Source organism: Mycobacterium sp. NGS40 (assembly GCF_059812735.1).
The window spans coordinates 192,831-216,843 of the sequence record NZ_JCALDG010000007.1 but is presented as its reverse complement, the minus strand read 5'-3'; the positions used below and the strand labels follow the sequence as shown (position 1 = coordinate 216,843).

Here is a 24,013-nt window from a genome sequence, read left to right as displayed (position 1 = left end):
CATGCATACGGCAGGTCAACCGACCGCAGCCACACCAGAGCCGCACGGCAGGGGAGGCGCGCGAGCGCATTGATCGAGGTTTGCAGCGCATTCTTGATGCATGGAACGCCCGCGATAGCGCATAGGAATACTAATAGTATCGTTGCGCTACTATCGGTAGCATAGATGGGACTCACCGACGCGTCGAAGGGGGCGGTTATGCACACGCAATGGATTGAGCAATGCACCGTTCAGCGAGTCTCGCTGCACGAAGGGCTCATACTCGACCTCGACGGTTACAACGAATTGGTGATTTCCCGACCGCTGCGACTGACCCTCCCGCCGGCAGGAGCCTGGCCGTCGGATGAAGTGTTGATCGACCCCATCAACCTTTCGCCCGAGGAGCGGCCACTGTTGGACCTTGCCGGAGCGATCTGCACGCGCGCCTGGTGCGACGACGACGGGGCCTTACATCTCTGTTTCTCCCCCGGCCACCGCATCGACGTCGACCCGGATGTAGCGGCGACCTCGTGGGAACTCTATGGCAAGTGTCACGGATACGTGGCGTGTCTGCCGCGAGGTCGCGTCCGAGCGATTCGGCACGACCTTCCTGTCGACGAGAATGACTCAGACGCAACACAACCCAAAGCCATGGCACATCAGTAGCCCGGGTGGCTGAAGACTCGCTGGATGCTTATGTCAGGGTCCTCATGGCGCGGTCGAGGAAGTCGGTAACCGCGGCGGTGAACGCGTCGTTGTTGTCGCCGGCAACCATGTGACCGGTGCCGGTGACGTCCGTCGTTTCGGCGTGCCTGACGAGCTGGCGGAATTCGCTGACGGTTTCCTGGGAGACTACGTCTGAAAGTGCCCCGCGTACCAACAGCGTTGGGGCCGTGATTCGACGTGCTCCTTCGGCGAGGAATCCGCTGATGGCGTCGAACTCCTCGCTGCCCGTCATGAGATTGCCTTGGAGGACATCGAAGTTGGAGCTGATGAAGGCCGGGTCCCAGCGCCAGATCCATCGGCCATCGCTACGTTGGCGCAGAACCTTGTGCAGGCCGTCGAGATTTTCGGGTCGCGCGCGGCGTGGGTTGTATTCGGCGATGACATCGGCGGCATCATTGAGCGTGCCGAATCCGTCGGGGTGTCCGGCCATGAATGACAGGATGCGACGGGCCCCATGAAATTCCATTCGCGGGGTGATGTCGACCAGGACAACGGCTGCCCAGAGGTCGGGTGGGGCCAGCAGATGGGTAGCGAGGATGATCAGCCCACCCAGCGACGCGCCGACGACGGCGGGGGGACTGTCGGCGCTGACGTGTCCTCGTACCGAGATCAGATCGGACACAAACCGTTCGATGTCATATTGTCCGCTCGGGTCCCAGTCGCTGTCGCCGTGACCTCGTGTGTCGTAGGCGACGACGGTGTAGCCGTGGGAATAGAGTCGACGGGCGGTGGTGGCCCACGCGTGACGGTTCTGGCCGCCGCCATGGAGCAGCAACACGACGGGGTGAGTCGCGGCGTGCCGGTAGCAATCGGCCACGAGAGTGATCCCGTCGCTGGTGCGGATGCGCTCTCGGCCAATTGTCATGTGGTCCGGTGTGGTCGGCCGTTGTGAGTCGAGGATTTCCGTTGCGGCCACCAGCTGGCCTCGCGCAGGAGCGTAGCGATCGCGGGCACCGTGAGGGTGCGAACGACGAAGGTGTCGAGTAGTAGGCCGCAGCCGACGATGAATCCGACTTGGATCATGATTCCGACAGAGCCGACCATCAGGCCGAACATACTCGCGGCGAAGATGAGCCCGGCTGAGGTGATGACTGAACCGGTGTTTGCGACCGTGCGTAGCACGCCGACGCGAATGTTGTGAGCGGATTCTTCGCGTAACCGCGAGATCAGCAGCATGTTGTAGTCGGCGCCGACGGCGACCAGGATGATGAACGCCACAAGCGGTACGGGCCAGGCGATTTCCTTACCCAGGCCGTATTGGAAGACGAGCGTCCCAATGCCCAGTGCCGCGCCATAGTTGAGTACGACCGTACCGAGGAGGTAGAGCGGGGCCAGCAAGGCACGCAGGAGAAGGACAAGGATCACTCCGACGATGACGAGCGTGGCGATCGCCAGCAGATGAAAGTCGGCCGACAGCAGGCGCTGAATATCGGAGTTGACGGCGGGGAAACCGGCCATCGATATCGTGGCGTTGGCCAGGGAGGTGTTCGGGCGTGCGGCCCCGGCAACTTCGGTGATTTTCTGAGCGAGATCCATCGCTTGGCTGCTGTAGGGGTTGTAGCTCGATTCGATCGCGAAGCGGGCGGTCTTGCCATCGGCCGACATAAAATGTTTTGCCACATCGGCGAACTGGCGATTCTCGAAGGTGTTGGCGGGCAGGTAAAAGCCGCTGGCGTTGTCCGAACCGGCGCTGGACCGCGCGGAATTTTGTAATTGGGTGGCGACCTGACTCATGCCGGACAACATTTCGATGTTGCTGTCGGCAAGGGTGTGCACGCCGGTGGCCAGGGCTTGTGCACCCGACGCGAGCTGGCTGATGCCGTTTTGGAGGCGGCGGATATTGCCGGCCATGTCGGCGGGATCGCCGAGTGCTCCGAAAGCCTTGTTCAGCGAGGTGACCGTGCTCTGCAGATCTGCTACGGTGCCCGCCGCATTGTCGCTGCCCGGCTGGTACATGTCGCCCAGGTTGGCGAGCTGGCTGAAAAAGCCGCCATCGCGCAAGGTCACCAGAATCTGCACCTGATCGCGGATCTGGGCACACTCGGGTGTGGTGGCACACCACGGGGAGGTGTTGAGCGCACCAACCAGCGGATCGATCGTGGCGATCGCGTTTTGGGCTTGTTGAGCTTCTTGACGCAGTCCCGGCCCGGTTCGGATCGCTTGATCGATGGTTGGTGTGGTAGCCGAAAGTTGCTGCAGCAGAGGGCGAAAGTGTTGAAATTGCGATCCGCTGGACTGGGCTTGGGTAAGGACCGCGGTCAGCGGTGTCAATGCCGTGCGCAGGGTGGTGTCAAGTTGCGCCAGGCCGCCGGCGAGTTGGTCGGCGCCACTGGTGAGTTTGGCCAGGTCGTCCTTATGGGCGTCTCCCTTGGCGACCGCGCCGGCCATCTTGTTGCCGATCTGGCCGTTTTGCCACGAGAGCTGTGCCTGATCGAGGCGTGCACCGGTGGGCCGAGTGACACCGGAAACCTTGGTGACGCCCGGCAATTGCGACACTCGAGACGCCATTTCATCTAGGTCGGCTAGGCCTTTACTGGTGCGCATATCTGTGGGTGATTCGACGACCATGAACTGTGTGATGACGATATCTTTGCGGAAATGCCTATCCAGCAAGCGATAGCCCTCATTGCTGGTGGTCGTCGCCGGCTGTCCTTGCCGATCGTCGTAGCTGATGTGCATAGTCAGCGCGACAGCCGCGAGGCCTAATACAAGTGCCAGGCTGGCGGCCAGCAGTGGGGCGGGTCGGCGGACCACGGCCACGGCGATCCAGTTCCAGTATCGGCGCGTGCGGTCAGCTTTGGGTTCGCCAATGCCATGTTTCGCGGCAAGCGCCAATACCGGAGGAAACAACGTTACTGTAGCTGCGACTCCGACAAAGACAGCGATCGCGCACGCCGGGCCTAATGCGCTAAATACGCTCAGCTTCGCAAAGACCAAGGATAGAAACGCAAACGCCACAGTCGCGGCGGAAGCCATGATCACCCGCCCGATGGTGGCGGTTGCGTTAATCACAGCCAGGTCAGCCGAAATCATCTGGCGGCGCTGCTCGTGATACCGGCTGATCAGAAACACGGAATAATCGGTGCCGGCACCCAACAAGATGGCAGTCATGAACGCAATCGTGAATTGCGACACCGGCATTCCTGATTCGCCCAGCGCCGAGAGCACCCCGCGCCCGACCGCCAGGCTCACACCGATCACGAGCAATGGCAGCAACGCGGTAACTAGTGACCGATAGATGACCAGCAAAATCACCGCGATCAGACCGGCTGTCACGATGGAGATGCCAATCAAATCCTGCTCAGCCGAATCGATTAGATCGCTGAATGTCGCGGGAGGTCCGGTTACACGAACGATCGTGGACGTACCGCTAAACGACTCGGCGACAATAGCGCGCACCGCCCGAACGGATTCCGCCGCTCTAGGATCGCCGAGCGTGCCAGCTACCCCGACCGGCACATACCACGCCTTGCCATCCTGGCTCATCGCCTGACCCGCAGTAACGGGGTCGGCTAACAGATCCTGAACCAGTCGCACGTGCTGGGAGTCGGCACGCAACCGCGAAACCATCGTTTTGTAGCGCTGACGCACCGGCGCAGTCAGGCCCGTCGGGTCCTCGAATGCAACAAAGACGGTGGTCTTGGACCCCTGCTCGCCGAATGCCGTGCCCATCCGGTCAACCGTCTGCAGCGATGGAGCATCAGGGGGGACCAGATTCACCGACTGCTGTTTCACAACGGTTTCCAGCTGGGGGAACAGCATCGCCAGGACGCCGGCGGTCACCACCCACGCCCCGATGACCAGCACCTTATGTCGGATGCTGAACCCCGCCAGGCGAGCTAGTCGATCACTGTATGCGCCCTCGCCCGCCGCGACCTTGCGAAGTTGCTCCCGAACTGGGCGACTCAGCGTCGCCACCCCCGAGGAAACCCACCCGTTGTCCGCCATCCCCCACCTCCGTTATCCCAAAAGAAACTAACGGTGTCGGAACAGTACCGCTAGTACCCTTTCGCTTCGTCGCCGAAACCGCGACAGGCGTGCACCCGTCGACCGCTACCGCACTACTCACCTGGATTGGCCCGAGAGCACCCCGCAGGCGACGGACCAGCATTTCGCGCCTGGCGCGACGTGCCCCTCGGCGCGCAGGTTGATTGACCGTGACGACGCACCGTCGCCGAAATTCTGAAAGGTTCATGAACGCCGCAGACGAAAAGCCAGCCGGGAAGTTAGCCTGGTGGGATCGTCGTGCACGTGGTTGTACATTTCCCGGTTCATCAAATTGTCGTCCAGGTATGAGCAGTAGCGAGGCGGGTAATGCCGAGGACGAACGCGGTCTTGGTCCGGCGGCGTTCGGTGGATGTCACTGGTAATGGTGCGGCCGCTGAGCCTGAAACCGCGAGCCGCACTCATCCACACTTGGGTCCTGGTTAGCGCAAGCAGCGCATTCATCGCAGAACGCCATCCTCGGCGTGTGCGAGTCCCTGCCGCACAAGTTGGGAGGGTTCGTGGGATGGCCTCATGAACCGACATGCCAGCCGTGCATTGGTGGCCTTTTGGACCACGGGTTGTTCGAGCCGTTGCCTGATCACGAATCCCCCTACTACGCACAAACCCCTACGAATAACTGTACTATTGGTAGCGCTATGCTACCAACAGTAGCGTTAGTTGGGTAGTGGCTGGATCAATCGCCAATGCAGATGCGATTCGGTGCGGGCCAGGTATGCGTAGGGTTTACGGTGACCATATGGAGCGCGACGGTTTTGACATGCCGGTCGACGACGATGTCGATCCGCGCCTGGTGCGCTCCCGGACCCGGCTATTAGATGCAGCCACCAAACTCCTCAGCGCCGGCGGGATTGAAGCCGTCACCATAGACGCGGTCACCAAGGCCTCTAAAGTTGCGCGCACGACCCTCTATCGCCACTTCAGCAGCTCCACTCAACTACTGGCCGCCACATTTGAACGGCTGCTGCCGCAGGTTCACCTTCCGCCGGCGACGGGATCGTTGCGCGACCAACTCATCGAACTGTTGAGCCGACAGGCCACGCTGTTCCAGGAGGCGCCGCTGCACGTCACCACACTGGCTTGGGTCGCGCTTGGCCCAACATCAAACAGCACTCAGGAGACCTACGATCGGCACGCGCTGCGGACCCGGATCATCGAGCAGTATCGCCAGCCGTTCGATCTACTTTTGCAAAGCCCCGAAGCCTGCGCCGACCTCGATGAATTCGACCCCGAGCTGATCCTGTGCCAACTCGTGGGGCCGGTCGCCTTCGCGCGCCTCACCGGGCTGCGTGCCATCGATCGTCAAGACTGTGAGCGCATCGTCGATGACTTCCTCGCCGCGCACCGCCGCAAGGTCGACGAGCCCGCATCGTAGTGATCCCGCTCCGCGGGAATGGCGCCGCCCCAGCCGCTCTGCCTGACGCGCAGTTCGGCTAATTTGCCGACCACGAGATAGGCAAAGACATATAGCCCCGGATGAGGCCCGACCGCAGGCGCTGCGCGTTCTCTAGGTCGACTTCCCAGTTGGGCACTCGGGCCAGCAGGGCGCGCAACGCTATCCGGGCCTCCATCCGCGCTAATGACGCACCGAGACAGAAGTGGATACCTCGGCCGAACGCCACTTGATGTTCGGGTTTGCGCCCGATATCGAACACGTCGGGATCAGCAAACACTCGTTCGTCACGGTTAGCCGAGCCGAACAACAGCAGCACTGAATCACCGACGGACATCGTGACGCCATGCAGCGTGACGTCGCGGGTCAGAGTTCGTGAAAGTCCTTGCACCGGTGAGTCATACCGGAGGAGCTCCTCAACTGCGGGACCAAGCAAGTTGTCATCGGCGACTAGTCGTCGGCGAATGTCGGGATCGCTCGCAAGCACTACTGCGGCGTTGCTGAGCAGGTTCGAGGTGGTCTCATGGCCTGCGATGAGCAGCAACAGGCAAAAGCCAAGGAGGTCCTCGTCAGTAAGACGCTTTCCGTCGATCTCGGCGGACACCAAGGCCGACATCAAGTCGCCGCGCGGTTCGCGTCGACGCTCGGCGAGGAAGTCGGTGAAGTAGGCATAGACGGCCGCAGCCGCGGCCAGCCCCTCGCCCATCTCACCGCGCGCCGGATTGGACTGGACCATCGTGGTTGACCACTGCCGAAACTGTGCGCGGTCCTCGCGAGGAATGCCGAGCAAATCAGCGATCACCATGGCCGGCAGGACGGCGGCAAAGTCGGCGGCAAAGTCAACCGACCCTGCGCCCCGGTCAAGGCAATCTGATAAATCCTCCGCCAGGTCCTCAATCCCACTACTTAACGCCGCGATGCGCCGCGGGGTGAACGCCTTGCTTACCAACGCGCGCAGCTGATCGTGTCGCGGGGGATCCATCAAAATCATCATGGGCAAGAACGATGCGTGGAAATCTGAGCCCGGTGGAGTTGGAAATATGCCGTCCACGGATGAGTAGGTGTGATGGTCAAGCAGCGCGCTGACGACATCTTCGTGGCGACTGAAAACCCACGTGTTGGAATCGGCTGCGCGATACAGCGGGGCTTTGTCGCGCAGCTGCCGGTAGATGGGGTAGAGATCGTCCTGAATCGTCGCATCGAACGGGTCGTAGCGAAGTTGCACCGTCGTCATCTGAGCTCCTACCGCTGTGAATCTAATTATACGGCTGTCTAATCCAGTAGTTTAGACTGTAAGTCCAACCGAGAGGAGCGTCAATGCGCGAGGTTCCGCGAAAAATTGCCGACCGCCTGCCGCCGGCGGCGGCACTTTTCGCAGACCGCGGGCTCAACGACACCAAGATCGAAGACGTCGCCGCCACCACCGGCATCGCCAAGGCCACCCTTTACTACTACTTCGCCGGCAAAGAGGAAATACTCGCCTTCCTCCTCGAAGACGTCCTACAGCAAGTCGCGCACGAGGTCGCCGCAGTCGTGGAGGCAGAAGGCTCCGCCGCTCAGCGCCTGCACGCAGTCATCAGTGCCCAGCTGCGCGTGATGGCACAGAGACCCGCCGTCTGCCGCGCTCTCATCGGGGAACTGGGCCGCGCCGCCCGCATGCCCGTCATCGCCGACATGATCAGCGCCGCATACTTCGCACCCGTCGAGACGTTACTTCGCGCTGGCGCCGGCGACGGCTCACTCGTGACCCTCGACAACCCAGCAGTTGCCGCGATCGCGCTATTCGGTGCCGTCACGACCAGCGCACTGACCTACCTAGTGCTTGACGATGCGCTCGACGAAGATCGAATTGCCAGAACAATTCACGACCTCGTTTTTGTCGGTTTACGACCGCGCTAGCCGTCCCCCGCACCGCGTGGACGGTAGTGCGCAGCTGAGCATGGCCCGCGACTCGGACTATCCGGAGCATCCAGGCGACGCGGGGTCGTCGGAGTGAGCTACAGACAGCGCGTGACGCAGCGGATGAAGTACGGCTGGCCCACCCGTATGCACCGCCAGCCGCAGCTGCTCAATGACTGTGTGCACCTGACGTCGCTCTTCAGTGTCGGAAAGTCCGAATTCATAAAGCTCCCAACGATATTTATGATCCTCCAGCCGCAGGAGTAGCTCGTTGATCACGTTGTCCAGGTCCATCTGCTCAGCGGCCAATTCCTGATGATTCCTCGGCCGCTCACCATCCGGCAGGCGCGGCGACAGTTCGATGGTCACGTGCTAAGCGTATGTAGCCGGTTGCTGCAATGCGACGGTCAGAGGTGAATTGCGTTAGATCACTTACGGCCCGCGAGTTGTTCGTCGCGCACCGCCTTCGCCCGATCCGCCGATAACGCTGCCGCGAGCTGGGATGCGAACGCTGGTCCGTCGTTCACAAGGGCGTAGCCACCCGCGAAGCCGCCTTGGCGGCAGAGAAGTCGCCTCCGACAGACGTTGCGGTGGCGTACTTTGCCAGTCTTGGAGTTTGTTCGTTGAACTGCGACGCGGGTCATTCGCGGAACGAGTGCGGTGGGGAAGCAGTGGGTGCAATCGCTATGAATGGCCTGTGAGCGAGACCACCGACGGATGATCCTTCGGGCCGTCAGGTATGCGTCCTGGGCGATCTCAACGACTGCGGTTGCTCGTTCCAACCCGTGGACCCCCCAAAAGCGACCCGGTCCGCGGCCCGGCCGCCGCCAGGCCTCCGGAACGATGTGCTGGTATTCCTTGTCGCCCAATCTATTCGGTGATGAGTGCTTCGTGAAGTAGATCGCCAAGCGTTTGGGGTCGCAAGCACGCAATCCGTTGAGGCTGTCGATAGCCGTACCGGCGCGCAAGTGGCGTGTGCGTTGTTCAGGGTCGGGATGGGCGACGACTTCCGCCCATTCCTGCGACAACCATTCGCTGAACCTACGGCCTGATCGACCGACGGTATACGGGGGAGCCATCCATAGGTGAATGTGTGGTGCGCCGCGGCGTTGAAATTCCATCTTCCAGATGTAGCGCGCTGGTTCACCCCATTCGCGCTGAAATCGTTTGCGCCACAGCATCATATGTCGCTTTACGCTGGCTCCATCGGGTGCGACCGATTCCCAGTCGCCGGGGTAGGTCAGCGTGACCATCGCGGGTACCCGTCCGCTTTCCACCATCGGCGTGTAGTCCAGCTCGGCGAAGGTGCGGCACATCGCCGCACGCGACTTGCGGGACCATTCGGTGATCGCACGGCCCGACGGGTCAGGCACATCACGACCGGCCTTTATGCGGTCTACCTCGCCCGCTACGTCCTGCATGTGCTGGCCCACGGTCCGCTCAGATGCCTTCTCCGCGCGAACGGGATTGGTCCAGCCGAGACGGACGACGCCCGGGCCGATCGTGATCCGGAATCGCCCGCACTCAGGTTCGACATCCAGCCGGTCCCGTCCATGCGCCCATGGTTCGGCCGGTTCGAACAGCGCCGCTGCCGAGGCCACCATGTTGGGCCTCGGGAACCGCAGCCCCAAGGCATCCGAGGCCGACAGTTCCGCATCAACAATGCCGTCGACGGTGTCGCGGACACTTTTGGCGCATATAACAAGCCCGTTGGTCCCAGCCGGAACACGGTCTACGCCGCTCCCGCCGTCCGACCGACCGCTACCGCTCTCGCGCCCTGCGGCCTTGCCGGCCTCGGGCACTCGCGGTCTACCGGCGTCCGCCGCTCCGTCCGTGTTCCGGCTGGCCGTTCGGGTTGTGTCCGGCCGAAGGGTGAGTCGCTCCGCAATCGAGCTCGTTGAATGCGCGCTCGACCTCGTGATGCCGGGCATCGGGTACCTGCTCCCCGGGAGCCCCCAGCGCGCATCACTGAGTGACGGGCGATGAAGGGTCCCTTGTCGGGAGTGCTGTCACCGTGTCCGGTCTGTGTCCGATCGCCGGACGAGCAGCCTGCGTCAGACGCGCTCAGCGCGGCGTATTTGACGTATGGGAGTCATTAAACCGCAGGCCAGCGGCCGTTCCATCCACCTGAAAAGCGGAAGGTCGCCGGTTCGATCCCGGCCCTGGCCACAACTGTCGAACGTACTGGCCGGTCGAGCTCGGCCGCGAAGAATCCCGAGCCTTCTTCAAAATCGCACGTGCCTTGAGCATTTCGGCATTCTCCTAGCGGAGGCGCTTTGACTCAGCCGGTTTCGGCGACCAGGCGTCCTCGGGTGTCACCAGACTTGAGTCGTTCGATGGCTTCAGGGATGTCATCAAATCCGATGGTTTCGGTGTGGATCGACAGCTGGCCGGCGGCCATCAGGCCCAGGACGGCTTTCAGGTCGCCGGGGTGACCGCCACGCGCGCCGCGCAGGACCACTTCTTTGAAGACGAGTTCGGTGGTTGGGATGGTCGCTTCGTCGACCCCAAGGCCCACCTGGATGACCCGTCCTTCTGGTCGGACCGCGCTGACGGCGCCAGCGGTGGTGGTCCCGAATCCGGCGAAGTCGACGATGACGTCCAGTTGCAGGGGCGCCAGGTCGCGAACGTCCTCGAAGATCTGGGTGACGCCGTTTTGCGTCGCCAGTTCCCAGATCTCGCGTTTGGGTTCGGCGGCGAAGACCTCGGCTCCGGCCACCACCGCGATGCGCGCACCGGTGAGGCCTAATCCGCCCAGACCGACGATTCCCACACGTTCCCCGGCTTGTAGCGCGCCGACTCCCATGACGGCTCCGTAGGCGGTTTGGCCCGCGTCAGTGGCGGTAGCTGCTTGGGCGAAGCTGATCTGATCGGCCAGCTTGATGACGCCCTTGGCGGAGGCCAGGCACTTGTCGGCGAAGCCGCCGTCGGCTGACCAGCCGGGGGCGCCATGTTCGCTCAATTCGATGACGACGCGGTCGCCGACGGCAAGATCCTCGACGTCGGGGCCCAGTTCGGCGATGACGCCGGACACTTCGTGTCCGGGAATGATCGGCAGCTTGGGGAGCAACGGGGTCAGAGTGCCGTCGAGGAAACCGACGTCGCTGTGGCACAACCCGGCGGCGCGGACGTCGACAACGACTTGACCCGGCCCGGGCTCGGGGTCGTCGCATTCCACGCGCTGCAACGGCTGGTTGGCTGCGATCAGGTGCCAGGCTTTCATAGGTACTTGCTCCTCGATGAGTTGCGGCGGGGGATCAGCGAATGGGGTTGCGGTCGATGCCGGTGAGTTGGTCGCTGACGCGGCACAGCTGGGCGCCCAGCGCCGCGTCGCGAGCCAGCTTGGAGGGTTGCTTGATGCGATTTCGGTTGAAGTAGGCGCCGGTGACGTTGTCGAGCCGCGGTTCGACAGCGACGTGGGTGATGCGGGCGCCTCCTTGGGCGGGAGTCAGCATCGCGACTCGTTTGACCGCCGCGACCAGCGGGCGCGCCAAAGCGGGTGTGCTGTCCCAGATGTCGGTGGCCACCATGCCCGGGTGTAGCGCATTCGCGGTGACCCCTTTGCCGTCCAGCTCGGCGGCCAGGGCGCGCATGTAGAGGACGTTGGCCAGTTTGGATCGGTAGTAGGCCTTGAAGCTGTCGTAGTGATGCTGGAAATGCAGGTCGTCGAAGTCGATGGAACCGTGTGAGTGCCCGGAAGAGGCGGTGATGACGACGCGGGCCGGGGCACTGTGTATCAGCAACGGTTTGAGACGTTCGGTCAGCAGATAACCCGCCAGGTGGTTCACGCCGAAGGTGGCCTCGTAGCCGTCGCGTGTCACGGTGCGGTGGCCGAACAGCCCGCCGGCGTTGTTGATCAAGACGTCGAGTCGGTCGCAGCTGTCGAGCACCACTCGTGCCGCCGCATCGACCGCACGCAGTGATTGGAAGTCGGCGACAACGGTGTCGACGTGAACTGCGCCGGCGGCGCGGACTCGTGCGGCCGCGGTGGCGAGCTTGGCTTCGCTGCGGGCAATCAGCACCAGGTGATGCCCCGCAGCGCCGAGTTGCTCGGCGCTGTGCAACCCGATACCAGCCGTCGCACCGGTGATCACAATCGTCTTCACGCGTGCGCGCCTGGCCCGATGGAGTGTTTCGCCGGATGGGTGTGGGCGGGAAGGGCGTCCCAGCCTCGACCCGTTGATGTGGTGGAGAACCGGGCGTTAGTCACGTCGACATCCCATTCGGGGAATCGCTTGAGGACTTCCTCGAGGGCAATCCGGCCTTCCAGTCGCGCCAACGCCGACCCCAGGCAATAGTGCGCGCCGACGCCGAAGACCGCATGCTGATGCACTGGGCGGTGAATGTCGAACACGTCACCGTTGGGCGGATGCTGACGATGGTCGCGGGTCGCGGCGGCCAGCAGCAACAGCATGATGCTCCCTTCGGGCACGGTCTGTCCGTGCAACTGGACCTCGCGGGTGACGTAGCGAGCGACATGCGGAGCCGGGGTCTCGAACCGCAGCAATTCCTCTATCGCCTGCGGGATCAGCTCCGGGCGTTCGGCGAGTTCGCGACGTTGGTCGGGGTGGTCGGCGAGGACCTTGCCAATCCACCCGATCAGCCGCACGGTGGTTTCGTTGCCCGCGCCGGCGACGACGTTGACGTAGTTGAGGATCTCTTCTCGGGTCAGGCGGCGCGTGATGCCGGTTTCGTCGACAAACTCCGCGTTGAGCAACTCCGTCATGATGTCGTCAGCGGGATGCTGGGCGCGCCAGTCCAGGTACTCGCCGAACATCTCGCCCAGCACCAGCCCCTCCGACGCCGCCCTGATCGGCTTACCGTCGTCGGTGCGCATCTGGGCGTTGGAGTGATCGCGAATCGCCTCCCGGTCGGCCTCGGGGATTCCGACCAGCATGCTGATGGTCTTCATCGGCATCTGCGCGCCGAGATCCTGGACGAAGTCGAAGCGTCCGGTCCCGACCAGCGGATCGAGGCTCTCGGCGCAGAATCTTCGGATTTGTGGCTCCAGCGCCATCACTTTGCGGGGCGTGAACATCCGCGACAACAGCTTTCGATGCACGTCGTGCAGCGGCGGATCCTCGAAGATCAGGACACCGGGCGGAATAGTGATGTCGGCCTTGATCAACTCGACAATCGCGGTTCGCGCGGAACTGTAGGTCTCGTGATCGACCAGTGCGGCGGCGACGTCGCTGAAGCGACTCAGTGCATAGAAGTCGTGGTCGGCGTTGTAGTACAGCGGCGCTTCCTCACGCAGCCGCGCGAACATCGGATACGGGTCGGTGTTCAGTGCCGAATCGTAGGGGTCGTAGTACGCCCGGGTCGGATTGCTGACAGTCATGGGCCCGTCCTTTCGTACGAGGTCGCTTACACGATTAAGCTAGTTACACGATTAAGTCAACCCTGGAGGCAGGGCGCCAATCCGGGGCTAGGTGGATTCGCGTTGGATCAGGGCGACGAATTCCGTCGCACCGGGAGCGGGACTGTCGTCGACATCGAAATCTACGTCTAAACCCAGTTGTGTCATCAGGGCCGTGACGGCCTGTCTGGCGATCGCCTCGATGTTGAACGACACCGACGTGAGAAGCGGGTCGCTGACGTGGCCGAGTTCTCCCGCATCGGCGCCGATCACCGCCACGTCGCCAGGGCATCGCAAGCCCAGTTTGTGGATGCCGCGTAGGACCATCAGCGCGGTCAGATCGGTTTGCGCACAGACCGCTGTGACACCCGACTGTTTCCAGTCCTCCACGACGGCGGCGGCGCTGCCCCCGGTCGTCGGTACTGTTGCCGCCGCCACGTCGGGCAGACCAGCCTGCGACGCGGCGGCGCGAAGCCCGCTCAGCCAGTAGTCGCCTTGCGCCCGTAGTTTCTCGTCGCCCGAGTAGGCGAAGGCCAGTTGGCGATGTCCACGGCTGACTAGATGCTCGACCCAGACCCGGCCGAGGCTGTCATTGAGCGATTCCAATGTCTGCAGGTTCGCGCTACCCAGATAGACCTGCGGCAGTCCAGCGGCTTCCACGGCGTCACGTACCCGACCGCCGAGGGGGAACACGCTGGTCACCGCCATCGGCCGCAGATTGTGAATCGCATCGATGACGTCTTGCGCATCAGTGGTCTCCACCTGCAATGACAGCACCAGTCCACGTTGCGACAACGCGGCTGTCAGCCGGCTGGCCACCTCGATGAGGACCTCGCCCAGAGGGATGCGCGGCACCACGTAGAGCACCAGTCCGCTGCCGCCGGTGCGTAGGTGGCGGGCCACCAGGTTGGGCCGGTAACCCAGGTCCTTCGCCGCACCCAGGACGGCTGCCTTAGTCTGCGCCGAGATCGACTGGCCGGGAGCACCATTGAGCACATAGCTGACCGTTGCCGTAGACACCCCTGCGCGGCGCGCGACGTCGGCACTAGTCACCGGCCTGCGTGCGCCCGTGTTCTGCACCGCTACCTCCCTAACCGCACCGCGCACCATCATGGCAGCTGGCGGTGTCCCGGCGCGGTGTGCACCGCCCGGAGCGGGGCAGTTATGCGAACAGCAAGGCTCGTTCTGTGCCCTGAGTGGTGTGGAAGGTCTCAGTGAGTGCGCGGGTTTTATGAGCTGTCCGGATCGCCTTGAGCGCATGGTCCCTGAAGACGTTTGCGGCGGCGCTCGGTTGGTGGCTGGCTGGTGTTAGGAATGAACGCAAATCATGCGGGCAAGTGCCGCCCCAGAGGATGACCGCGATGCGACTGTCGTCGAGCGCGAGATGTACCCCACGTCGGATCCGGTCGTCGGTGTCGTAAGCCTGGGTCGCTACCGCGATGGCGCGGGGCAACGCGAGGGCGTCAGGGTTTCGCAGTGAGTGCTCGAAATTGCCGACGTCGACTCCAAGGATCGATAATCCGCGCAGCTCAGCACATTTGGGCGCAAGTGCCTTGACATCCCACCCGGCCTTGACAAGGTCGAAAAGCCACCCCCCGATGCCGCTGACCATTTCGACCGCTTCGGTCGCGACAACGTCGAGGCGGTAGCGGGCGGAATGTGCGAAGTCTTCCGATCGGTTGGCGCAGTGCAGTTTTGTCAGCGGTGTGGTCATCAGAGCTTTTTGAGTCCGCGGATGACTTTTAAGTACGGTCGGGTGGTTGCCATGCCTTTGGTCATGCTGGGTTGGATAGCGCTGGCGTTGCCGACGACCAGGTAGCGCAGCCCCTGGTCGCGCCATTCCGCGAATTGTTCGACGACTTCGTCGGGTGTGCCGACGGCGAATTGTTCTTGCAGAAGGCTTTTGGGCACTTTGGTGGCGTAGCGCAGTGCGGTCACTTCGTCGATGGTCTGCGGGACGAGATCTTGCACGCCGGTGAACTCGGCGCCCATCGGGTGTTGGCTGCCGTGGCGGGCCCACGCTTCGGCGGGTGAGGCGAGCATGAAGATCTTAGCGATGTCGGAGTCGAGGATTTCGTTGATGTCGTCCCAGTTGCGGCCGGTGATAACGAATCGTATGGCGGCTGGGGTGATGTGGTCAGGGTTGCGGCCGGCGTCGGAGGCCGCGGCCCGTAAAGCGGTGAGTTTCTCACCATAGGTCTTGGGTTGAGTGATATTGGCGGGGAACCAGCCATCGGCGTATTTCCCGGCGGCGCGGATCATTCGTGGCCCGTTGGCGGCGATCCAGACGGGCGGCCATGCACCTTTGTACGGAGGCACGTTGAAGGTGGCGTTGTGTAGCGGGAAGAAGGGCGAGTCTCGGTTGATGAGTTCGCCGCGGGAATCCCACAGCGCCCGGATGGTGGCTAGGGCTTCTTCAAAGCGCGCCACGGGTTTTGACCAGTCCACGCCGTAGGGTTCGTTGCCTTCACGTTCGCCGGTCCCGATTCCCAAGATGGCACGCCCCTTGGTGAGCAGATGCAGTGTCGCGGCGGCCTGGGCAGTGACGGCGGGGTTGCGTCGACCAGGATCCGTGACCGAGATTCCGAGTCGAAGTCGGCCGATCCGGCTCAGGGAGGCCAAGTGTCCGAGCATGGTCCAGGGTTCGAGGTGGGCGTCGATGTTGGGGATGATCTTGGCCAGGCCGGTGTGTTTGGGTGTCCACATGGAACGCGGGAGCACGCCGTTGAGGTGATCACCCACCCATAGCGAGTCGGATCCGGTAACAAGGGCCATGATGTGGTCGGCCCGGACCAGCGGCCCGGGTCCGAAGCGGGAGTTGATCGTGTTGTGCAGCACGCCCAGTTGAAGTGCGGTCATGGTCCCTTACCAGCTGACTGGGAGTTCGTAGGCGCCGTAGGCCAGCCGGTCGTGCTTGAGGGGCACCTGGTCGAGCGGGACGGCTAGTTGCAGCGTGGGGATGCGCTTGAGCAAGGTGGAGAATACGATCTGCAGTTCGACTCGGGCCAGGCTTTGTCCGATACATTGGTGCCGGCCGTAGCCAAAACCCATGTGTTTGTTAACTTCTGGGCGCTGCAGGTTCAGTTGGCCGGGGTCGTCGAACACTGTGGGATCCCAGTTCGCCGGGACAAGGTCAATGATGATGCCCTCGCCGCGGCGAATCACTTCGCCGGCGATCGCGATGTCCTCGGTGGCGACGCGACGCTGGCCGTTGTGGATGATGCTCAAGTATCGCAACAACTCTTCCACTGCCGAGGAGATGATCTTCGGGTCGGTGGTGTCGCGCAATATCGCCATTTGGCGTGGATGTTCCAGCAGGGCCAGCACGCCCAGGCTGATCATGTTGCCAGTGGTTTCGTGGCCGCCGATGAGCAATGTGTTGGCGGCTTGCGCGGCTTCTTTCAATGTCAGCTCGCCGATTTTGACGCGTTCGGCGATGTCGGAGACCGCGTCTTCGGCGGGTTGCTCGATTTTCGATTCGACGAGCTGCCGCAGGTAGGTGAACAGGCTGCGCCCGCTTTTGGCGGCGTCGTCGGCGGTGGCGTAACGGGCCAGGCCGTTGGTAGCTGATTCCTGAAAGAATTCGGCGTCTTCGTAGGGGACGCCGAGCAGCTTGCTGATCACCAGCGACGGGATCGGCAGGGCCAGCGCGGTGACGATATCGGCCGGTTTGGGGCCGGCCAGCATGGCGTCGATATGGTCGTCGGTGATCTGCTGGATCAGCGGGCGCATCGCTTCGATGCGTTTGACCGTGAATGGCTTGGAAAGCATGCGGCGAAATCGGGTGTGGTGTTCGCCGTCGGCGGTGACCAGTGAGGCGGCCCGCTTGCGGGCCATGACCTGCATACCCTCGTTCCAATACGGGAACCCATCTTGGTGATCGTCGACACTGACGCGCGGATCGGCGAATAGGGCCCGTGCCTCGTCGTAGCCGGTGACCAGCCACGGCGCGGCACCGTTCCAAATCCGGACACGGTGCAGGGGCCCGTCGGCGTTCAGATCGAGAAGGTGCTGTGGTGGATTGAATGGGCAGCGCCCATCGCGCACCATCGGATATCCCGGCAGTTCTGCAGAGTCGATCGTGGTGGTGTCGGCGAACTCTGTCATCGAATCTCCTTGCAGGCTGCGCGATGTCGGTACGTCAGTGGGTGGCGGAGACGCGGGCTAGTCTCCCGGCGCTTCGGTGTCGGGAGAAACCGGTGCTCGCCACAGGCCTACCATCGCGTCGATCAGGCCGGAACCGATGCCGTCCCAAGTGGTTCGGGGCATCGGTCGACCTTCAGCGAAGCTGGTTTCGTACTCGGCGCAAACATGGTTGAGCAACAGGCGTGTGTAAAGGTGTCGCTCGCTGCGCACGTGGCCGGGCAGCTCGGGTAGGCATTTCCCGATGCCGTCGAGCACTTGCTGCAACGCTGAGGAGGTTAGAGCGCCTGACGTCATGACCTTTGCATAGACCGGATCAGTCATGGTTTGGGCGCAGAACCGTGCATACCAGCACGGGGTGCCCAGCGAGGCGAGGTGATCGGTGTATGACCGAACCAGACACCCAATCCAGTCGGTGAGACTGGTGGACCCGGCCACTCGCCGGACGTGCTCAGCCAGGCGGCGCTCGACATGATCGGCATGCTTGCGTTCGATGGCGCGGACCAACTCGGCTTTGTTGCCGAAGTGGTAGGCGACCGCGGCGTTATTGCCCTGCCGTGCGCTGGCCACAATCTGCCGGTGAGAGACATTGTTCACCCCGTGCTCGGCGAACAGCTGTTCGGCCGCTGTGAGGATCGCCGCGCGGGTGGATTCCCCACGGTCAGAACGCGATTCACCAACTGCTGACGTCACTCTCGGCTCCTTCGACAACCCGGGTCGTGCCTAGCGCGCTACCCAGTGAACAACCTTCTCTGAACTAAGTCAAACGTTTTACTTAATGTGATAGCGTTCGTCGCCGTAGTGAGTATTCCGTCGCACACAGCACGAAGTTGAGGGGTTTGATGACTGCTAGCACCGCCGGCGAGCTCTACTACGACCCGTACGACGTCGCGCTGAACACCGATCCGTTCGCAATGTTTCGGCGGCTGCGCGAGGAGGCGCCGCTGTACTACAACGCCCACCACGATTTCTATGCGTTGAGCCGGTTCGACGACGTGAGTGCCGCGCTCGTCAATCACGAGGTTTTCAGTTCGGCACGCGGTGCCATCCTGGAGATCATCCGGGCCGACATGTCGATCCCCTCCGGATTGCTGATTTTCGAGGATCCTCCAGTCCACGACATCCACCGCAACCTGTTGTCGCGGGTGTTCACCCCCCGTCGTATCGGCGCGCTGGAACCACAGATCCGCCAGATGTGCGCGGAAATCCTCGCGCCCGCGGTGCAAAACGGTGGATTCGATTTCGTCACCGACGTGGGGCTGCTTCTTCCGGTCCGGGTGGTGGGAAAACTGTTCGGCATCCCGGAAGGCGAGCAAGACCGCCTATTCCAAAAGAGCCTATCGACGCTCGATAACGAACCCGGCCAGCCACTCGTCGGCCTGGCAAACGGTGAAGTTTTCGCTGACTATGTGGACTGGCGTGCCAAGAACCCTTCCGACGACTTGCTGACCGAGTTGATGAACGCGGAATTCACCGACGAGTCTGGCGTCGTGCGCCGACTGTCCGGCGAGGAGCTGCTGCTCTACCTGACCGTCGTGGCGACGGCCGGCGCCGATACGACTACGCGGCTGATTGGTGCGGCTGGAAAGCTTTTGGCCGATCACCCCGATCAGCGCCGCGATCTGGTCGATGACCGCTCACTAATAGGGCAGGCCGTCGAAGAAATCGTGCGATTCGAACCGCCCGCGGTGCACGTGGCTCGCTACGTCACCCGCGATATCGAATTGCACGGGCAGACGGTGCAAGCGGGCAGTGTGGTGATCTTGTTGCTCGCCTCGGCCAACCGGGACAATCGCCGGTTCGTCAACGGCGACACCTTCGACGTGCACCGAAAACCGCGCCAGCATCTCGGTTTTGGTGTGGGCACCCACTATTGCCTCGGGAATGCGTTAGCACGGCTCGAGGGCCGCGTTGCCCTCGACGAAATACTCAACCGCTTTCCCGATTGGCGCATCGATGAATCTGGCGCCCGATACACCACCACTTCGCTGGCGCGCGGCTGGGCATCACTTCCGGTGTTCGTGTCCTGATTCGGCATGCAATCCTCCGCAGGGCCGCACAGGAAAGAGGCCGATATGTCAGCCGCGCAAGCGGGACGCCCGGGATCTACCACGTCATCTAATGACCCGTCCGGCAAGGCCGCTGGAGCACTGCTTCGCGGGCTACGGATCAGCTCGTCGGTTTCTGACGGAGCAATTCGGCTCGAGGTTGCCGATGTGGTGGTGCGTTCACCCAAGCCAGGGCAGGTCGTCGTTCGGATGGAGGCAGCGCCGATCAACCCGTCGGATCTGATGACCATGCTCGGTCCCGCTGACCTGGCGAACGCCGAATTCGACGACACCGCAAGGTATCCCAATGTGCGGATTCCGGTGCCGGGATCGGCGCGCGCAGCGCTTGTCGCACGCGGCGCGGCGGCGCTGGCCGTCGGTCAAGAGGGTGCAGGAACCGTCATTATGACGGCACCGGACTGCGCGGACTGGCGGGGACGTCGTGTTGCCCTGATGCCACGAACCGGGGGAACGTTTGGCCAATACCTCACCGTGTCGGCCGGTGAATGCGTCGCGGTTCCCGATCACATCGAGGCAACCCACGCTGCCGCACTCATGGTCAACCCCTTGACGGCATTGGCGATGGTGGAAACTGTTGTGCGCAAAGGCCATCGAGCGCTTATAAATACGGCCGCGGCATCGAGCCTTGGCCAAATGCTGGTGAAACTCTGCCGCCAGGACAACATCGCGTTGGTAAACATCGTGCGGCGAGAAGAACACGTTCGCACGTTGCAGGCTTTGGGTGCCGAATATGTCTGCAACTCCGCCAACCGCACCTTCTCCGAGGCGCTGGTCGCCGCGGTCGCGGCCACCGGCGCGACCGCGGCGTTCGACGCCATCGGCGGCGGCACCATGAGCGCCGATCTGCTCGTCGCCATGGAGTATGCGGCCGCCGCCCGCATGACGCACCCCACTCCGTATGGCTCCGTCGAGCCCAAACACGTCTACATCTACGGCCACCTGGACCCCGGACCGACCCTGGTGCACGCCACCGGCAACGGCATGCTGTGGGGGATCAGCGGATGGACCATGGCGCACGCCTTGGCTCGCCTCACACCGCAACGCAATGCGGAGTTGCGTCAAAGGATCATCGCCGAATCCGACACGACGTTCGCCACGACCTATGCGCGGACGGTTCCCCTCACCCAAGCGCTCACTCGCGAAGCGATGCTCGGATATTGCCGGCAAGCCACCGCTGGCAAGTACCTCATCGCTTGCCAGTCGTGACCATAAACAGCTCCACCACCGCTAAGGGAGGCGCGCACGCAATGATTGACGATAGAACCGCTGTGATCGATGTGGTCAACCGCTATGCGCTGGCCGTCGACACTCGACAGTGGGACCTGTTGGATCAAGTCTTCGACACCGAAGCCGACATTGATTTCGGTCGCGGCGCCCGGTGGAGTAACCGCGCCGATCTCAAGAAGGCGTTCGCCGCCGTGCACGCTGACTACGAGGCGACCCTACATGTCACCACTAACCACGTTGTGAGCGTCCAGGGCGATACCGCCCACTGCCTCAGCTATGTCCACGGTCTGTTCGTCAAGAAAACCCAGGGCGGCAACGAATTTGAGTCCGCGGGCTGGTACGACGACCGTCTTTCACGCCGCGGTGCGGCATGGTGGATTACTCAGCGCACCTGCACCATGGTGTGGTCCAAAGGAAATCCCAAAGTCATGGGCGCTCCGGACGCCGCGACCGATCCGACTGCGGTGATCGTGCTCGGCAGCCTGCACAGCGCCGCGGCAGCCGGCAACATCGAGTATCTGCGCCAGCTGTCCGCCATCTAACCGCGACGATCTCGTCTACGACCACGATCGTGCGCCGACATCAACAGGCACCACGACCCACTCGGTAGATCGGCCCAGATGCGCACACTGCGTACAGGAACTGAAAGGTTATTGCATGAAAGCCTGGCAACTCACCGCTGCCAACGAACCTCTGCGGCTGGTCGAACTCGACGACCCGTGCCCCGGGCCCGGTGAAGTCGTCATCGACGTAGCCGCAGCGGGCCTATGCCATAGCGACGTCGGCTTCCTCGACGGAACTTTGACCCCGCTACTGCCTAGATTGCCTATGACCCTGGGCCATGAAGTCGCGGGCTACGTGTCCGAAATAGGGCAAGACGTAAAAGGATTCACCATCGGTGACCGCGTCGTCGTCGGCGGTCCCGAGGATTTCGCCCCTGGCTGGGCCGTTGACGGCGGCTTCGCCGAGAAATGCCTCACCAAAGCTAGCGGGCTCATCAAATTGCCCGACACCGTTGCATTTGACCAAGCCGCCACTGCCACCGACGCCGGCCAAACCGCTTACGGCGCAATCGTAGCTGCCGGAGAGGTCCGACCTGGTGACCGAGTCGGCATCGTCGGGTTAGGCGGACTCGGACTTACCGGGGTGCAAATCGCCAAACTACAAGGCGCCGAAGTTCACGCCGCCGAACCCAAACACGATGTGTGGGACATTGCAAAGACCCACGGAGTCACCACGGTCGTCGACGACGTCAACGAACTCACACCTCTCAACCTCGACCTGATCGTCGACTTCGCCGGCTTCGGCACCACCACCAGCGGAGCCGTCAACGCCGTCCGCATCGGAGGACGCGTCGTACAAGTCGGCCTCGGCCAGCTCGAAGCCACCATCTCCACGGCCTCGCTGGTTTATAAAGCGGTCACGCTGCGCGGATCAAGAGGCGGGACAGACCCACGCCACCTCGACGCCGTGCTCGCGCAAATGGCATCCGGGGACCTGCGCATCCCAACCAATCTTGTCGGCTTTGAGGAGATTCCCGATGCGATTGAACGACTCAAAGCCGGAGACGTGATAGGGCGGTTCGTGGCGGTTCCCCGCACTGCCCGGCCGAACACATAGTGACCTACCCAACACGCCGCGCCTACGGAGCGGCCATCAGATCCCGGCCCTGGCCACCTTCGATCGACGCACTCCATCAAGCCGGGTTCTGTAACGCCGGGCGAGCACGGGCCGGCGCAATTAGGTTATGAGGCGTCGTCGGCAAACTCCGCCGCCTTCACCTAGGGAGAACCCGTGGATCCAAGGATCAGCAGGCGTTCGATGCTGAGCTTGTCGGCGGCCGGCGCCTTGGCCGTGGCGTTGTCCTCGTGCAGCGGACACGAGCAAGCCGCCGAGAAAGTCGAAAATTACAGCGAAGAACCGGCCGATCTCACCTCCTATGGATACGATCCGGATTCCGGAGAACCCGGGAAAACGGAAAAGCCCACGCACCGCGGCGAAGTGCCGCCGGCCGCGCATGTCCCGGACGAGTGGCTGCCCCCGGTGGGGCGGCAAACCATGCCGAATTGCTTCGTGTGGGCTTCTGTATACGGCCTCGCGACGTTCTACGCGGCCCGCAAAAGCCGCATCGCACCAACCCGTCCCGACCGGCTGGCCGGACCCGACTACGCCTACATTCGATACGAGATCGCGAACAAAACGCCCGAAAACACCTGTCACGGTGGCCAAATCACCAAGTGCCTGGAATGGCTTCAATCTAACGGCGGCACTCCGTCCCTGGCTGCCGCCCCGAACCGCAAGCCGGGATCCAAGGCAACCTGCGGAGTGGAATGGTCGCAGTACGGCTCGCAGCCAATCCCGCCGGATGCCAGCTTCCGCATCCCCGAGTACAAGTTGACGCACATCACCGGGGCCGACGGATTGAACAATCTTCGTACGGTCATCGCGTCCGGCGTGCCGATCGCCTTCGGCACCTCGCTCTACACGGACTTTCCGCATTACCGCGGCCAACCGTCGCCGTATGTCGGGAATGGAAAGGTGAGTCGGGACCGCAACGGTAAGAAATCCGGTCATGTGATGCTCATCGTCGGCTACGACGACGCATATCCGAATAGCACCGGCGCGGTCCGGATTCAGAACAGCTGGGGAAGACACTGGGGCCAGAAGGGATTCGTCTGGATGGCCTACGACACCCTGGAAAAATTGGCCCAGGGACAAGGCATCTACGTACCAGAGTCGGCTTGAGTCCCTACTTCGGCGGGAAACCGCCGGTGGCCACCGGACCCCAGCGGCGCGGGGTCACGCGGATCAGACACTTGCCCTGATCGACCATGGCGCGGCGGTAGTCGTCCCAGTCCGGGTGTTCTCCGGCGATCACCCGGAAGTAGTCGACAAGCAATTCCACTGCGTCGGGTACGTCGATGACTTCGGCGTCCCCATCGACTTGCACGTAGGGCCCGTTGAAGTCGTCGGAGAGCACCAGCACACTCGCCGACGGCCTGCGGCGGATGTTCGCGCTTTTGGCGCGCTGCGGATAGGTGGCGATCACGATGCGGCCCTGCTCGTCCACACCACCGGTCACCGGGGAGCTGTGCAGCGACCCGTCCGAACGGAAGGTGGTCAGCAGCATCTTGTGTCGCGGCCGAATGAACTCGAGAAGGTCGGGAAGACTGACCACGTCCGCGGTCGCCACTTTGGGAGCCATGAAGTCCA

The 24,013-nt window shown here is 62.8% G+C and carries 22 protein-coding genes; 8 read left to right on the top strand and 14 right to left on the bottom strand.

Going from position 1 to position 24,013, the window contains the following annotated elements; genetic code table 11:
• The first annotated feature begins 198 nt into the window (after positions 1–198).
• Positions 199–645, top strand: coding sequence for a DUF6188 family protein (locus AC5Y5O_RS13550; RefSeq protein WP_014710938.1), 447 nt, complete (start codon positions 199–201; stop codon positions 643–645).
• A gap of 28 nt (positions 646–673) precedes the next feature.
• On the opposite strand, the gene AC5Y5O_RS13545 is transcribed toward AC5Y5O_RS13550, so the two are convergent.
• A complete protein-coding gene (locus tag AC5Y5O_RS13545; protein ID WP_014710939.1) occupies positions 674–1,570 on the bottom strand; it encodes an alpha/beta fold hydrolase in 897 nt (298 codons plus the stop codon).
• Complete coding sequence (locus AC5Y5O_RS13540) at positions 1,567–4,653, bottom strand: MMPL/RND family transporter (RefSeq protein WP_024636820.1); 3,087 nt, start codon at positions 4,651–4,653, stop codon at positions 1,567–1,569. The genes AC5Y5O_RS13545 and AC5Y5O_RS13540 overlap by 4 nt, the downstream gene beginning before the upstream one ends.
• A 796-nt stretch (positions 4,654–5,449) precedes the next feature.
• Between AC5Y5O_RS13540 and AC5Y5O_RS13535 the strand changes: the two genes are divergently transcribed.
• Entirely contained in the window at positions 5,450–6,085 is a 636-nt protein-coding gene (locus AC5Y5O_RS13535) for a TetR/AcrR family transcriptional regulator (RefSeq protein ID WP_014710941.1), read from the top strand.
• Positions 6,086–6,143: 58 nt separating this feature from the next.
• Here AC5Y5O_RS13535 and AC5Y5O_RS13530 read toward each other — a convergent pair whose 3' ends face one another.
• Complete coding sequence (locus AC5Y5O_RS13530; RefSeq protein ID WP_014710942.1) at positions 6,144–7,337, bottom strand: cytochrome P450; 1,194 nt, start codon at positions 7,335–7,337, stop codon at positions 6,144–6,146.
• A gap of 83 nt (positions 7,338–7,420) precedes the next feature.
• On the opposite strand from AC5Y5O_RS13530, the gene AC5Y5O_RS13525 reads away from it, so the two are divergent.
• The gene (locus tag AC5Y5O_RS13525) at positions 7,421–8,002 is read left to right on the top strand and encodes a TetR/AcrR family transcriptional regulator (protein WP_014710943.1); all 582 of its coding nucleotides are present in this window, start codon (positions 7,421–7,423) and stop codon (positions 8,000–8,002) included.
• Positions 8,003–8,059: 57 nt separating this feature from the next.
• Here AC5Y5O_RS13525 and AC5Y5O_RS13520 read toward each other — a convergent pair whose 3' ends face one another.
• The 10 genes from AC5Y5O_RS13520 to AC5Y5O_RS13475 form a co-directional block, all read right to left on the bottom strand.
• Positions 8,060–8,371: a hypothetical protein gene (locus AC5Y5O_RS13520; protein WP_131806047.1), complete on the bottom strand. Its 312-nt coding sequence runs from the start codon at positions 8,369–8,371 to the stop codon at positions 8,060–8,062.
• Between the two features lie 59 nt (positions 8,372–8,430).
• Positions 8,431–9,804 carry a rolling circle replication-associated protein gene (locus AC5Y5O_RS13515; RefSeq protein ID WP_224097131.1) on the bottom strand — a complete coding sequence of 458 codons (1,374 nt, stop codon included), beginning with the start codon at positions 9,802–9,804 and terminating at the stop codon, positions 8,431–8,433.
• Between the two features lie 479 nt (positions 9,805–10,283).
• Positions 10,284–11,225 carry a zinc-binding dehydrogenase gene (locus tag AC5Y5O_RS13510; RefSeq protein ID WP_096290146.1) on the bottom strand — a complete coding sequence of 314 codons (942 nt, stop codon included), beginning with the start codon at positions 11,223–11,225 and terminating at the stop codon, positions 10,284–10,286.
• 34 nt (positions 11,226–11,259) lie between these two features.
• Positions 11,260–12,108: an SDR family NAD(P)-dependent oxidoreductase gene (locus AC5Y5O_RS13505; protein ID WP_096290145.1), complete on the bottom strand. Its 849-nt coding sequence runs from the start codon at positions 12,106–12,108 to the stop codon at positions 11,260–11,262.
• Positions 12,105–13,343, bottom strand: coding sequence for a cytochrome P450 (locus AC5Y5O_RS13500; protein WP_096290144.1), 1,239 nt, complete (start codon positions 13,341–13,343; stop codon positions 12,105–12,107). The genes AC5Y5O_RS13505 and AC5Y5O_RS13500 overlap by 4 nt, the downstream gene beginning before the upstream one ends.
• An 87-nt stretch (positions 13,344–13,430) precedes the next feature.
• Complete coding sequence (locus tag AC5Y5O_RS13495) at positions 13,431–14,471, bottom strand: LacI family DNA-binding transcriptional regulator (RefSeq protein WP_500025604.1); 1,041 nt, start codon at positions 14,469–14,471, stop codon at positions 13,431–13,433.
• Positions 14,472–14,523: 52 nt separating this feature from the next.
• On the bottom strand, positions 14,524–15,075 hold the full coding sequence (locus tag AC5Y5O_RS13490; protein ID WP_096290143.1) for a hypothetical protein: 552 nt from the start codon (positions 15,073–15,075) through the stop codon (positions 14,524–14,526).
• Positions 15,075–16,220, bottom strand: coding sequence for an LLM class flavin-dependent oxidoreductase (locus AC5Y5O_RS13485; RefSeq protein ID WP_096290142.1), 1,146 nt, complete (start codon positions 16,218–16,220; stop codon positions 15,075–15,077). Before AC5Y5O_RS13485 ends, AC5Y5O_RS13490 begins: the two co-directional genes overlap by 1 nt.
• Before the next feature lie 6 nt (positions 16,221–16,226).
• A complete protein-coding gene (locus AC5Y5O_RS13480; RefSeq protein ID WP_096290141.1) occupies positions 16,227–17,468 on the bottom strand; it encodes a cytochrome P450 in 1,242 nt (413 codons plus the stop codon).
• Between the two features lie 57 nt (positions 17,469–17,525).
• Positions 17,526–18,197 carry a TetR/AcrR family transcriptional regulator gene (locus AC5Y5O_RS13475; protein WP_243394184.1) on the bottom strand — a complete coding sequence of 224 codons (672 nt, stop codon included), beginning with the start codon at positions 18,195–18,197 and terminating at the stop codon, positions 17,526–17,528.
• A gap of 149 nt (positions 18,198–18,346) precedes the next feature.
• On the opposite strand from AC5Y5O_RS13475, the gene AC5Y5O_RS13470 reads away from it, so the two are divergent.
• The 5 genes from AC5Y5O_RS13470 to AC5Y5O_RS13450 all read left to right on the top strand — a co-directional run bounded on the left by AC5Y5O_RS13470 (position 18,347) and on the right by AC5Y5O_RS13450 (position 23,545).
• Positions 18,347–19,534: a cytochrome P450 gene (locus AC5Y5O_RS13470; protein WP_500025578.1), complete on the top strand. Its 1,188-nt coding sequence runs from the start codon at positions 18,347–18,349 to the stop codon at positions 19,532–19,534.
• A gap of 45 nt (positions 19,535–19,579) precedes the next feature.
• Entirely contained in the window at positions 19,580–20,779 is a 1,200-nt protein-coding gene (locus AC5Y5O_RS13465) for an alcohol dehydrogenase catalytic domain-containing protein (RefSeq protein ID WP_500025577.1), read from the top strand.
• Positions 20,780–20,820: 41 nt separating this feature from the next.
• On the top strand, positions 20,821–21,342 hold the full coding sequence (locus tag AC5Y5O_RS13460) for a nuclear transport factor 2 family protein (protein WP_500025576.1): 522 nt from the start codon (positions 20,821–20,823) through the stop codon (positions 21,340–21,342).
• Between the two features lie 115 nt (positions 21,343–21,457).
• Entirely contained in the window at positions 21,458–22,420 is a 963-nt protein-coding gene (locus AC5Y5O_RS13455; RefSeq protein WP_096290138.1) for a zinc-binding dehydrogenase, read from the top strand.
• 174 nt (positions 22,421–22,594) lie between these two features.
• The gene (locus AC5Y5O_RS13450; RefSeq protein WP_133160887.1) at positions 22,595–23,545 is read left to right on the top strand and encodes a C1 family peptidase; all 951 of its coding nucleotides are present in this window, start codon (positions 22,595–22,597) and stop codon (positions 23,543–23,545) included.
• A 4-nt stretch (positions 23,546–23,549) separates the two neighbouring features.
• On the opposite strand, the gene AC5Y5O_RS13445 is transcribed toward AC5Y5O_RS13450, so the two are convergent.
• Positions 23,550–24,005 carry a PPOX class F420-dependent oxidoreductase gene (locus AC5Y5O_RS13445; RefSeq protein ID WP_096291371.1) on the bottom strand — a complete coding sequence of 152 codons (456 nt, stop codon included), beginning with the start codon at positions 24,003–24,005 and terminating at the stop codon, positions 23,550–23,552.
• Between the last annotated feature and the right edge of the window lie 8 nt (positions 24,006–24,013).